General features: G+C 66.5%; 11 protein-coding genes. 4 read left to right on the top strand and 7 right to left on the bottom strand.

Annotated features, from left to right (window positions below):
* Positions 1-43: 43 nt before the first annotated feature.
* Positions 44-1,252 carry an IS30 family transposase gene (locus ACVWZ7_RS21020; RefSeq protein ID WP_456509162.1) on the top strand — a complete coding sequence of 403 codons (1,209 nt, stop codon included), beginning with the start codon at positions 44-46 and terminating at the stop codon, positions 1,250-1,252.
* 88 nt (positions 1,253-1,340) lie between these two features.
* On the opposite strand, the gene ACVWZ7_RS21015 is transcribed toward ACVWZ7_RS21020, so the two are convergent.
* The 5 genes from ACVWZ7_RS21015 to ACVWZ7_RS20995 form a co-directional block, all read right to left on the bottom strand.
* Positions 1,341-1,742 (bottom strand): cytochrome c oxidase subunit 4, encoded by a 402-nt coding sequence (locus tag ACVWZ7_RS21015; protein ID WP_116767710.1) that lies wholly within the window; start codon positions 1,740-1,742, stop codon positions 1,341-1,343.
* Positions 1,739-3,460: an aa3-type cytochrome oxidase subunit I gene (gene ctaD, locus ACVWZ7_RS21010; protein WP_116767708.1), complete on the bottom strand. Its 1,722-nt coding sequence runs from the start codon at positions 3,458-3,460 to the stop codon at positions 1,739-1,741. Before ctaD ends, ACVWZ7_RS21015 begins: the two co-directional genes overlap by 4 nt.
* Positions 3,461-3,470: 10 nt before the next feature.
* Entirely contained in the window at positions 3,471-4,343 is an 873-nt protein-coding gene (gene ctaC, locus ACVWZ7_RS21005) for an aa3-type cytochrome oxidase subunit II (protein ID WP_116767707.1), read from the bottom strand.
* 207 nt (positions 4,344-4,550) lie between these two features.
* The gene (locus tag ACVWZ7_RS21000) at positions 4,551-4,940 is read right to left on the bottom strand and encodes a HesB/IscA family protein (protein WP_091251656.1); all 390 of its coding nucleotides are present in this window, start codon (positions 4,938-4,940) and stop codon (positions 4,551-4,553) included.
* 159 nt (positions 4,941-5,099) lie between these two features.
* Complete coding sequence (locus tag ACVWZ7_RS20995) at positions 5,100-6,530, bottom strand: dipeptidase (RefSeq protein ID WP_202615893.1); 1,431 nt, start codon at positions 6,528-6,530, stop codon at positions 5,100-5,102.
* 105 nt (positions 6,531-6,635) lie between these two features.
* Here ACVWZ7_RS20995 and ACVWZ7_RS20990 point away from each other — a divergent pair, with 105 nt between their 5' ends.
* Positions 6,636-7,235 (top strand): DUF3043 domain-containing protein, encoded by a 600-nt coding sequence (locus ACVWZ7_RS20990; protein ID WP_116767703.1) that lies wholly within the window; start codon positions 6,636-6,638, stop codon positions 7,233-7,235.
* Positions 7,236-7,331: 96 nt separating this feature from the next.
* Here ACVWZ7_RS20990 and ACVWZ7_RS20985 read toward each other — a convergent pair whose 3' ends face one another.
* Positions 7,332-8,405, bottom strand: coding sequence for a quinone-dependent dihydroorotate dehydrogenase (locus tag ACVWZ7_RS20985; RefSeq protein WP_456508993.1), 1,074 nt, complete (start codon positions 8,403-8,405; stop codon positions 7,332-7,334).
* A gap of 161 nt (positions 8,406-8,566) precedes the next feature.
* Between ACVWZ7_RS20985 and ACVWZ7_RS20980 the strand changes: the two genes are divergently transcribed.
* Together ACVWZ7_RS20980 and ACVWZ7_RS20975 are read left to right on the top strand one after the other, a co-directional pair.
* Entirely contained in the window at positions 8,567-10,261 is a 1,695-nt protein-coding gene (locus ACVWZ7_RS20980) for an FAD-binding dehydrogenase (protein ID WP_456508992.1), read from the top strand.
* 35 nt (positions 10,262-10,296) lie between these two features.
* On the top strand, positions 10,297-11,289 hold the full coding sequence (locus ACVWZ7_RS20975) for an alpha/beta hydrolase (protein ID WP_456508991.1): 993 nt from the start codon (positions 10,297-10,299) through the stop codon (positions 11,287-11,289).
* Positions 11,290-11,292: 3 nt separating this feature from the next.
* On the opposite strand, the gene ACVWZ7_RS20970 is transcribed toward ACVWZ7_RS20975, so the two are convergent.
* Complete coding sequence (locus ACVWZ7_RS20970) at positions 11,293-12,144, bottom strand: isoprenyl transferase (protein ID WP_344367425.1); 852 nt, start codon at positions 12,142-12,144, stop codon at positions 11,293-11,295.
* Between the last annotated feature and the right edge of the window lie 14 nt (positions 12,145-12,158).

Here is a 12,158-nt window from a genome sequence, read left to right as displayed (position 1 = left end):
CCACCGCCGACGAGAAGAATACGTGCGGCTGCGTGCTACGGGACTGAGCCGGCGCGAGGCCGCTAAGGCTCTGGACGTTCCCCGTGGCCAGGCCCGGGAATGGGATCTGGGTGTCAGGAAATCCGGCGGGCGACGCATTTATCCGACCGGACGCGGAATGAACTACAACCAAGACGTGGACTCTTTGACTGCTTCTGCCCGTCCCGCCGGGAAACCGCCTGCCCGGCCCCCGGTATCGATCCCGGCCCTTGAGAAACCTATCGATCCGCGATACCTCAGCGTCCAGGAGCGGGAGATGATCCGGGACCTGACGGCCTCCGGTGCATCGATCAGGGCGATTGCCCATACCCTGGGACGATCGCCTTCAACGATCAGCCGCGAGCTGGGCCGGAATACCGATCAACGGATGGGCTACCTGCCCCACGCGGCGCACCGGAAGGCCACTGCCCGGCGGGCGCGGCCCAAACCCGCCAAACTCGCGGGAGAGTCGGATCTGCGTGACTATGTGAAGAACAAACTGCTCCTACGCTGGTCACCGGAGCAGATCAGCCACACGCTGGTCGAGGAGTTCCCCGACAACCCGGAGATGCGCGTGAGCCCAGAGACGATCTACCAAGCCCTCTACGTCCAGGCCAGAGGCGGACTCAAACGCGAGATACAGGCAGCCCTGCGCAGCAGCCGGACACGTCGCAAACCGCACAACACCGGGGAACAACGCACTCCCCGGTTCGTGGACCCCATGGTCATGATCTCCGAGCGTCCGCCCGAGATCGAGGACCGCGCCGTGCCAGGCCATTGGGAGGGGGACCTTATTACCGGCGCCTACAACCAGTCAGCGATCGCGACCCTGGTCGAACGCACCACCCGTTACGTGATGCTCGTCCACCTGCCACATGACCACACGGCCGAAACCGTCCGTGACGGACTCATCAAGACCATGGCCACCCTGCCGGAGCACCTGCGAGGCTCCCTGACGTGGGACCAGGGCGCGGAAATGGCAGGACATAAATCCTTCACCCTCGCCACCGATATGCAGGTCTATTTCTGCGACCCCGGAAGCCCCTGGCAACGCGGCTCGAACGAGAACACCAACGGGCTGCTGCGCCAGTACTTCCCCAAAGGCACCGACCTCTCCGTCTACGGACCCGAAGACCTCGAACACGTCGCCCAGGAACTCAACGGACGCCCACGCAAAACGCTCGGCTGGAAAACTCCAGCCGAGCGCCTACGTGATTTACTACTAACCACCTAACCAACAGGTGTTGCAACGACCCCTAGAAACCGCCCTTTGTGGTGGGGCCCGCCGTCGTATGCGTTATGGAGATTTGTCCGTGTGGACGCTAGTGAGCGTGGTCACCGCGGCTGTACTCGTAGACCCAGCCGACCAGGGCGACGACCGCGAGGCCGCCCGCGATGAAGACAATCCAGAATCCGACGGCCATGCCGAGGAATCCGGTAGCGCAGGCGATGCCGAGAACCAGCGGCCACCAGCTCCAGGGGCTGAAGTGGCCCTGTTCGCCGGCACCTTCGTGGATTTCGGCGTCGTTGCGGTCCTCGGGTCGCATACCCACGCGCCGGCCGGTGAAGCCGAGGTAGGCACCGATCATGCCGGCAAGGCCACCGACCAGCAGGATGGCAAGTGCTCCCACCCATTCGGTCCAGTTCGTCAGGTACCCGTAAATGAACGCCACCGGGACAAAGAAGAAGACGCCGAGGCCAAAGATCCTTGATTCGATTTTCACTTGCCGGAGTCCTTCTGGTCGGCGTTACCGAGCGCTGCTGCTGCCGGAGCAGGAGAATCGACGGTGTAGTTCTGGGAGAGCTCCGGGTGGTGCAGGTCCAGCGCGGGACGTTCGGAGCGGATGCGGGGCAGGGACGTGAAGTTGTGGCGCGGCGGCGGGCAGGACGTGGCCCACTCGAGCGAGGCACCGAAGCCCCACGGGTCATCAACTTCCACGCGGTCGTTGCTGCGCCAGGTGATGTAGATGTTCCAGAAGAACGGGATCAGCGAGGCGCCCAGGACGAACGAGGAGATGGTGGAGAACTGGTTCATCCACGTGAAGTTGTCCTGCGGCAGGTAGTCGGCGTAGCGGCGCGGCATACCCTCGACACCCAGCCAGTGCTGGATCAGGAAGGTGCCGTGGAAGCCCAGGAACAGCATCCAGAAGTGGATCTTGCCGAGACGCTCGTTGAGCATCTTGCCGGTCCACTTGGGCCACCAGAAGTAGAAGCCCGCGAACATGGCGAACACGACCGTACCGAAGACCACGTAGTGGAAGTGCGCCACGACGAAGTAGGAGTCCGAGACGTGGAAGTCCAGCGGCGGCGAGGCCAGGATGATGCCGGTCAGGCCACCGAAGAGGAAGGTCGCCAGGAAGCCGATGCTCCACAGCATGGGGGTTTCAAAGGTGATGGAACCCCGCCACATGGTGCCGATCCAGTTGAAGAACTTCACACCGGTCGGAACGGCGATCAGCATCGTCATGAAGGAGAAGAACGGCAACAGGACCGAGCCGGTGACGTACATGTGGTGTGCCCACACGGTCACGGACAGTGCGGCGATGGAGATGGTCGCGTAGACCAGGCCCTTGTAGCCGAAGATCGGCTTGCGGCTGAAGACCGGGAAGATCTCCGAGACGATGCCGAAGAACGGCAGGGCGATGATGTACACCTCAGGGTGGCCGAAGAACCAGAACAGGTGCTGCCAGAGGACGGCACCGCCGTTCGCGGGGTCGAAGATGTGAGCGCCAAAGCGGCGGTCGGCACCGAGCGCAAACAGTGCGGCGGCCAGCGGCGGGAAGGCCATCAGGACCAGGATGGACGTCACGAGTGCGTTCCAGGTGAAGATCGGCATGCGCCACATGGTCATGCCGGGGGCACGCATGCAGATGATCGTGGTGATGAAGTTGACGGCGCCGAGGATGGTGCCGAAGCCGGAGAGCGCCAGGCCGAAGACCCAGAGGTCACCGCCCACGCCGGGGCTGAACGTCGTGTCAGACAGCGGCGCGTAGGCGAACCAGCCGAAGGACGCGGCGCCCTGCGGGGTGATGAAGCCGGACACCGCAATGGTGGAACCGAAGAGGAAGAACCAGAAGGCCAGTGCGTTCAGTCGCGGGAACGCGACGTCGGGTGCACCGATCTGCAGGGGCATGATGACGTTGGTGAAGCCGGCGAAGAGCGGCGTCGCGAACATCAGGAGCATCACTGTGCCGTGCATGGTGAAGAGCTGGTTGTACTGCTCTTTGGTCTGCAGGATCTGCATGCCCGGCTCGAAGAGCTCGGCACGGATCAGCAGCGCCATGATGCCGCCGAAGCAGAAGAAGATGAACGACGCGATCAGGTACATGTACCCGATCGTCTTGTGGTCGGTCGAGGTGATCCAGTTGACGACGATGCGTCCCTTGGATTTGGGTACTACGGGAGCCTCGAGGATCCCGGCGGATTGAGTGTAAGTTGCCACGTCGCTCCCCTTACTTGGTTTCGGTCGGGACCGGGTTGCGGTCGTACTCGTCACCGAGCAGGCCGGTGTTCCCGTCCTGGCGCAACTGGTTCATGTGCGCCTGGAACTCCGAGTCGGAGACAACCTTCACGCGGAACAGCATTTCGGAGTGGTACTCGCCACAAAGTTCGGCACACTTGCCGTCGTAGGTTCCCTCCTTGGTGGGAGTGAACCGGATGTAGTTGGTCTTGCCGGGGATCATGTCGCGCTTCTGCAGGAAGGCAGGCACCCAGAAGGAGTGGATGACATCGCGGGAATTCAGTTCGAGGTCAACCGACTTGTTGACCGGCAGGTAAAGGGTGGGCAGCTTTTCCTTGTCCACGTCGTTACCGGTCAGGTGGGCCTGGACGCCGGCTTCGTGGACGTCGTCGGTGATGACGTCGCCCTTCTTGTAGTTGAAGTCCCATGCCCACTGCTTGCCGCGGACGTCGACGACGACGTCGGCCGGCTTGGAGCGGTCATCGATCTGCTGCTGGTCGCGGTCGGTGAAGTAGAAGAACACCAGGACCATGAAGAGCGGGATCGTCAGGTAGAACACTTCCAGGGGAAGGTTGAAGCTGTTCTGACGGGGGAAGCCCACCGTGCCTTTGCGGCGGCGGTAAGCAACGATGCACCAAATCATCAGGCCCCAAGTGATGATGCCGACGACCAGCGCGGCAATCCATGAGTTGACCCAGAGGTCCATGATGCGGTCAGTATTACTGGTGGTGCCACGTTCGGTGGGCAACCAGCCCCTCTGTACCTCTGGTGAACATCCAGTCAAAGCCAACGCGCCGGCTAGTGCCAAGCCAGTGATCGTAGTGATCTGTTTGCGTCGGCTGCCGGTTCGGTTCTGCGAACTCACAGACGGCCCTTCCTACTTGTTGCTGTTGCCCCGCGAATTACGGGCAGGGCAAACGAAAAGTTTTACTACTCGGTGTAGAGCTTACCGCTCCCCGGGAGTTTTCGCCCACATGTCCGCGCCGTGCGTCGGGACCTTTTTCCGGGTCCCGCTCGTTGAGGCCCGGGCGGCACTAAGGCCGGGCAATATGCCCGGCCTTAGTGGAAGGAATTAGTGGAAAGAATCCCCGCAGGCGCAGGAGCCGCCGGCATTCGGATTGTCGATCGTGAAGCCCTGCTTCGAGATGGTGTCCTCGAAGTCGATGCTGGCACCGCTGAGATAGGGAACGCTCATCTTGTCGACGACGACTTCCACGCCGTCGTAGTCGCGCACAGCGTCTCCGTCGAGCAGGCGCTCGTCGAAGTAGAGCTGGTAGATCAGGCCGGAGCAACCGCCGGGCTGCACGGCAACGCGCAGGCGCAGATCAGTGCGGCCTTCCTGCTCGAGGAGGCTGCGGACCTTGCCGGCCGCGACGTCAGTCAGCATGACTTCGTGCGTGGCCAGCTCGCCGGCCTCGGGGGCCGTGGCGTCGGCGCTGTTTTCATTGGTTGTAGTGCTCATGGCCTACCTTCTTGCAACGGTGGTGGCGGCCCCGCTTGCGCGGTGCCCGCCCCTACTTAAACGGTATGGGCTATAGCTACATGCTACGTCGATCAGCCCTGTAGCTCTAACTCCTGACGTAACCGTCCCAGCACGCTGGATGTTCCCCGGGAACGGAGGTTAGAGCGCCCCTTCCTCGTTGAGGCGCGCCAGCAGCAGCGCCTCGGCGATGATCGCGTTCCGGAAGTCGCCCAGGTGGAGGGATTCATTGGCGCTGTGCGCGCGGGAATCCGGATCCTCGACGCCGGTCACCAGGATCTGCACGTCCGGGTACAGCTCGGTCAAGTCCGCGATGAACGGGATGGACCCGCCGATCCCCATTTCCACCGCCGGTACGCCCCAGGCTTCGCCGAGGGCCCACATGGCCACGCCCGCGGCCTTGGAAGCCGTGTCCGTCAAGAAGGAGTTGCCGCTCTCCCCCGGCGTGAACACCACCTGCGCGCCGAACGGCGCATTGGCTTCGACGTGCTTGCGGACGGCTTCCATGGCGGCTGCCGGATCCTGCCCGGGAGCCAGCCGCAGGCTGAACTTGGCCCGGGCGCGGGGCAGCAGGGTGTTGGAGGCGACGTCGACGGCCGGAGCGTCAAAACCGATGATCGACAGGGCCGGCTTGGTCCACATGCGTGAGGCAATGCTCCCGGTCCCGGCGAGCTTGACGCCGTCGAGCACGGAAGCGTCCGCCCGGTATTCCTCTTCGGTCAGGTCCACGGTGACGTCGTCACGGCTCACGAGGCCCTCGATCGCGACGCTGCCATCGGCGTCGTGAAGGGTCGCGATCAGACGGGACAGCAGGGTCGGCGCGTCAAGCACCGGACCGCCGAACATGCCCGAATGCACCGCGTGGTCGAGCACCTTGACTTCGATGGTGCCGTCCACCAGGCCGCGCAGGCTCGTGGTCAGGGCCGGGATGCCGACCTTCCAGTTGCTGGAGTCGGCCACGACGATCACGTCAGCGCGCAGCAGTTCGCGGTGGGTCTCGAGGAATGTCCGGAACGTCGGTGAACCGGCCTCTTCTTCCCCTTCGAAGAAGAATGTCACGCCGAGGCCAAGCTCGTCACCGAGCACGCGCGTCACGGCGGAGTAGGCGGCGACATGGGCGAGGATGCCCGCTTTGTCATCCGCGGCGCCGCGGCCGAAGAGCCGCCCGTCGCGTTCGACGGCGGTAAAGGGGTCGGTTTCCCACAGCGCGAGGTCGCCGGTGGGCTGGACGTCGTGGTGGGCGTAGAGCAGAACGGTGGGCTTGCCGGCGGCGGCCGGGCGGCGGGCGACGACGGCGGGCCCGCCTGGCGTTCCGTCTTCCTTGTCGCAGCGGAGGATCCGGACGTCCTCGAAGCCGCTGGCGCGCACGAGGCCGGCGACGGCGTCTGCGCTGCGGTTCAGCGGGGCCGGGTCAAAGCTGGGCCAGGCGATGCCCGGAATGGCGACAAGGTCTTTCAGCCGGCTGATCGTTTCATCGAACGATTCCGTCACGGCCTGGCGGAGGGCCTCGGCATCGATGGTGCCGGCGTGGTCCATGGTGGTTTGCGGGTTCCCCGCAGTTGATGAAGTCATGGCGAAAACACTACCGTGTGCTGGATCACGGCAAACAGCGTGAGGGCGTGGCTGACCGCGTGTGTGCTGGGTCTCGCGCCGGGATCTGCGGGGTATTCTTTAGGGGTGTTTGGACGAAAAAAGGAAGCGCCCGCGGCGCAGAACGTAGTTGACCAGCAGGCGGCCGAGGCGGCAGCCCGGGGCACCGTGACCGGCAAGGGCGCGCCCACGCCCAAGCGGAGCGCCCAGGAGGCCGCCCGCAAGCGGCCGCTCGTGCCGGAAGACCGCAAGGCTTCCAAGGCGGCCGAGCGCGCCGCCGTCACGGAACAGCGGCTCAAGATGCGGCAGGCCATGGACAGCGGTGACGAGAAGTTCCTGCCGGTGCGCGACAAAGGTCCGCAGAAGCGTTTCACCCGTGACTACGTCGATGCCCGCTTCAGCCTGGGCGAGTACCTCATGTTCGGGGCACTCCTGTTCGTCGTCATCTCGCTGCTGGTGCCGGCTTCCAGCCAGCAGATGATCTACGTCCTGGGCGCCTTCTGGGTTATGTTCCTGGCCGTCTTCGTGGATGTCTTCATCCTCTCCCGCAAGCTCAAGAAGCGGCTCAGCGAGAAGTTCGGCGAGGTGGAACGCGGCACCGTCTGGTACGGCTCGATGCGCTCCCTGCAGTTCCGCCGGCTGCGCCTGCCCAAGCCCCAGGTCAGCCGCGGAGAGTTCCCCGCCTGATCATTTGTCCCTAGGATTTCCAACCACGAAGCCCCCGGCAGTTCAATACTGCCGGGGGCTTCGTCGCGCGGGGCAGGTGGCCCGGCCCGCGGCGGCTTAGCGCCGGCTCGGGTGCGTGGCCAGCAGCCGGTTGATGCGGGCGGCCCAGAACGGGCCTTCGTACAGAAACGCCGTGTAGCCCTGGACGAGGGTGGCGCCGGCGTCCAGCCGCGCCTGCACATCCTGGGCGGTTTCGACGCCGCCCACGGAGACGAGGGTCAGTGCGCCGCCCGTAACGGACTTAAGCCGGGCCAGGACCTCCAGCGCCCGCTTCTTCAGGGGCGCCCCGGAGAGTCCCCCGGCCCCGCAGACCTCGACCTTCTCCGGGCTGGCCGAGAGTCCGGTGCGGGCGATGGTGGTGTTGGTCGCGATGATGCCGTCCAGCTTCAGGTCCAGCGCCAGGCGCGCGACGTCGTCGATGTCCTCGTCGCTGAGGTCGGGTGCGATCTTGACCAGGAGCGGAACGTGGCGGCCCGCCGCTTTGTCCGCTTCCTCGCCGACGGCGGTCAACAACGGGCGCAGGGTCTCGACGTCCTGCAGCAGCCGCAGGCCGGGCGTGTTGGGCGAGCTGACATTGACCACCAGGTAGTCGGCGGCCGGGGCGAGGCTGCGTGCGCTGATCAGATAGTCGGAGACTGCATCCTCTAGTCCCACCACCTTGCTCTTGCCGATGTTGACCCCGATCACGGGCCGCACGCCGGGGTAATGCCGCTGCAGGGCGGCCCGGGCGGACTTCAGACGCGGAGCCACCGCCGCGGCGCCGTCGTTGTTGAACCCCATCCGGTTGATGACGGCCCGGTCCTCCACGAGGCGGAAGAGCCGGGGTGCCGGGTTGCCGGGCTGGGCCTGGCCGGTGATGGTGCCGACTTCCACGTGGCCGAAGCCGAGCTCGGTGAGCGCCTCGATGCCGTGGCCTTCCTTGTCGAAGCCGGCCGCGAGGCCGAACGGCGACGGAAAGGTCAGGCCAAACGCCTCGGTCTGCAGGGACGCCGCCGGGGCGGTGAACTTCTGCAGCACCCGGCCGGCGCCGCAGCTGTGGGCGAGCCGGATGGCTTTGAACCCGATCTTATGGGCGCGTTCGGCGTCCATCCATGAGAAGGCCAGCCGGAAGAATGTGGGATATACGCGCATGCCTCTAGTTTTCCGGTTCGGGCCGTCCAGACCAAACCAGCGCGCTACGGGCAACCGTTATGACTGCCGGTATGACAGCCGGTATGACAGCCGTTGCAACTGCGGTGCTGCGTGCCGTGGATGCGGCGCCCAAGAACCCCGGGGCGCGTTAGCATGAAGCCATGACCAGCATTGATGGTGTCGGGACGGGCAGCCGTGGGGTGCCGGGGCGCGGGATCGAGGCCGATGTCGTGGTGGTCGGCGCGGGCCTGGCCGGGCTCGTGGCCGCGGCGCAGGCGTATGCTGCCGGCCGGCGGGTGGCGCTGCTGGATCAGGAGCCGGAGGCATCCGTCGGCGGCCAGGCACACTGGTCCTTTGGCGGCCTCTTCCTGGTCAACTCCCCCGAACAGCGCCGGCTCGGCGTGCGGGACAGTGAAGAGCTGGCCCTCGCCGACTGGCACGCGTCCGCAGGATTCGACCGGCCCGAGGATGCGCTGGCGAAGGAGTGGGCGGCGGCGTACGTGAACTTCGCGGCCGGGGAAAAGCGCGCCTGGCTCGCCGCGCTGGGCGTCGGGCTGTTTCCCCTGGTGCAGTGGGCCGAACGCGGCGGCTACGGCCCGGACGGCCACGGCAACACGGTCCCGCGCTTCCACGTCGTCTGGGGCACGGGACCCGCCCTGCTGGCGCCCTTCCTGGCAAAACTCCGTGAAGGCGTTGACGCCGGACGCGTGAGCTTCCATTTCCGGCACCGCGCCACCGGGCTCGTCAAGACTGCGGGCCGGATCAGCGGCGTCCGCGGCGAGCTGCTCGAGTCCAGCGCTGCGGGGCGGGGCGAAAAATCCTCCAGGCACCGGGCCGGCAACTTCGAGGCAGCGGCAGCAGCTGTCGTGGTCACGACCGGCGGGATCGGCGGGAACCACGAGTCGGTCCGCAGACAGTGGCCGGGAGGCGGAGCGCCGGAAACGATGCTGAGCGGTGTGCCCGCCTCGGTGGACGGAGACTTTCTGCCGGCCGTGAGCCAGGCCGGCGGGAACCTCATTAACGGCGACCGGATGTGGCACTACCCGGAGGGCATCCATAACCATTCCCCGGTCTGGCCGCGGCACGGCATCCGGATCCTGCCCGGGCCTTCGGCCCTGTGGCTGGATGCGGCGGGGCGGATGCTCCCCCCTCCCCTGTTTCCCGGCTTCGACTCCCTCGGGGCGCTGCGCCACATTCTGTCCACCGGACATGCCCATTCGTGGTTCGTCCTTAACAGGACGATTGCCCTGAAGGAGTTCGCACTTTCCGGCTCCGAGCAAAACCCCGATCTCACGGGCAAGGACGTCCGGCTGCTGGCCTCGCGGCTGCGGCCGGGCAGCGACACGCCGCTCCAGCGGTTCCTGGACCGCGGGGTCGACTTCCTGCAGGCCAAGACTCCCGCCGGGCTGGCCGGAAAGATGAACGACCTCACCGGCGCCGGGCTCATTGATGCCACGGAACTGGAGCGCCTGGTCCGTGCCCGCGACCGGCAGTTTTCGAGCGGGTTGGGCAAGGATCCGCAGCTGGCCGCCATCCGGGCCGCCCGCCGCTTCGCCACGGACAAGATCATGCGGGTGGCGCCACCGCACCGGCTCACGGATCCGCGGCACGGGCCGCTGCTTGCCGTCCGGCTCTCCGTCCTGACGCGCAAGAGCCTTGGCGGCCTCCACACGGATCTGCAGTCGCGGGTGCTGGACGCCGCCGGTCAGCCCGTACCGGGACTGTTCGCGGCCGGTGAGGCCGCCGGGTTCGGCGGAGGCGGAATCCACGGCTACCGCGCGCTCGAGGGGACCTTCCTGGGCGGATGCCTCTTCTCCGGTCGCTCAGCGGGCCGCGCCGCGGCGCTGGCCGTCTAGTCAGCAGCACAGTCAGAAGCATGGGAGGAATGTCGATGCAGTGGCAGACCGACATCCTGGGGGACGATTTCCAGGCGTGTGCCTTCGAGGCGGCCGGCCCCGACGGCGTACTGCGCACCGCCACCCTGGTCCGTCACACGCCCGCCGGCCCGGAAGGCGCCGCCGCAGCCGGGACAGGAGCCGCGCTGCCGCCGCGGGCGGTCCTGTTCCTGCACGGGTGGAGTGACTACTTCTTCAACGAGGAACTTGCGGAGTTCTGGACCGGCAAGGGCTTTGAGTTCTTCGCCCTGGACATGCACAACCACGGCCGCAGCCTCCGGCCAGGAACCCACGGCGGCTACGTCGCGGACCTGGACAACTACGATGCCGAGATCACGGCGGCGATCGGCATCATCGCCTCGCTCCGGCCGGCCGGCGCGGCGCCGCAGCTGGCGCTCATGGGCCATTCCACCGGCGGGCTGATCGCGGCGCTGTGGGCGGACCGGCATCCGGGAGTGGCGTCGCAGCTGGTCCTGGACAGTCCGTGGCTGGAAGTCCATGGCAGCCCGGCGTTGCGCCGCGCCGCGCGGACCATGGTGGAGCCCTTCGCCCGGTTCTGGCCCGAGTCGGTGATCCGGCTGCCGGAGCGGGCCTTCTACTGGCGCAGCATCAGCAGCGCGGCGGAGGGCGAATGGGCATTGGACGACGCCTACCGTCCGCCCCATGCCTTTCCGGTCCGTGCCGGCTGGCTCAGCGCCGTGCTCTCCGGACAGTCCAAGGTGGCCCGCGGCCTGACCATCGACGTACCCATCCTCGTGCTCATCTCAGCGGCCAGCGCCAACGGGATGTTCTGGAAGGAGTCCATGCGCCGCACCGACGCGGTCCTGGACGTCAACACAATCGCCCTGCGCGCCCTGAGCCTGGGCCGCACCGTCACGCTGGAACGGATCGACGGCGCGCTGCACGACGTCTTCCTCTCGGCGCCGCGGGTCCGCGCGGACGCTTATTCCCGGCTGTCCCGCTGGATGAGGGCCTACGTGTTTGATTGAGGCTCAGGCGCCTTGGCTGCCTGTGGCGGGAGCGGCGTCGACGGCTCCGCCGTACCGCCGGTCGCGCTGGGCATAGATCTCGACGGCGTCCCAGAGCGTCCGCCGGTCCACGTCCGGCCACAGGGTGTCCAGGAACACGAATTCGGCGTAGGCGGACTGCCACAGCATGAAGTTGGAGAGCCGTTGCTCGCCGGAGCTGCGCAGGAACAGGTCAACATCCGGCAGGTCGGGCTCGTCCAGGAACTTCTGGATGGTCCGTTCGGTGATGGCCCCCGGCTTGAGCCGGCCCTGCGCCACTTCCTCCGCGATCGCGGCGACGGCATCGGCGATCTCGGCGCGTCCGCCGTAGTTGACACACATGTTCAGGGTGCAGGTGCTGTTGCCGCGGGTGTAGTCCTCGGCCTCTTCGAGTTCCCGGATCACCGAGCCCCACAGTTTCGGGCGCCGCCCGGACCAGCGGATGCGGACCCCCCACTCATCGAGCTGGTTCCGCTGCCGGCGCAGCACGTCCTTGTTGAATCCCATGAGGAAGCGCACCTCCTCCGGGGACCGGCGCCAGTTCTCGGTGGAGAAGGCGTACACGCTGACGTGCTCGATCCCCAGTTCGATCGCGCCGGCCATGACGTCCAGGAGGGCAGGCTCCCCCGCCTTGTGGCCCTCGATCCTTGGCAGGCCGCGCTGGTTGGCCCAGCGGCCGTTGCCGTCCATGACGATCGCGACGTGCCGCGGAATGAACTCCGCGGGGATGGCGGGCGGAACTGCCCCGGACGGGTGCGGGTAGGGGGCCACCACCGGGGCTGTCCGGCGCCGGACCGCACCCTGCTTTGCCTGGCTCTTCTCCAGGTTCCTTCCCAAGCTTCTTCCCAAGG

It is taken from the genome of Arthrobacter sp. TE12232, from assembly GCF_054062615.1.
This window is presented reverse-complemented; position numbering and strand designations above follow the sequence as displayed.

Coding starts and splice junctions, on each gene's coding strand:
- ACVWZ7_RS21000 (WP_091251656.1), bottom strand. CDS start 4,940: ATGAGCACTACAACCAATGAAAACAGCGCCGACGCCACGGCCCCCGAG.
- ACVWZ7_RS20995 (WP_202615893.1), bottom strand. CDS start 6,530: ATGACTTCATCAACTGCGGGGAACCCGCAAACCACCATGGACCACGCC.
- ACVWZ7_RS20985 (WP_456508993.1), bottom strand. CDS start 8,405: ATGCGCGTATATCCCACATTCTTCCGGCTGGCCTTCTCATGGATGGAC.
- ACVWZ7_RS20980 (WP_456508992.1), top strand. CDS start 8,567: ATGACCAGCATTGATGGTGTCGGGACGGGCAGCCGTGGGGTGCCGGGG.
- ACVWZ7_RS20975 (WP_456508991.1), top strand. CDS start 10,297: ATGCAGTGGCAGACCGACATCCTGGGGGACGATTTCCAGGCGTGTGCC.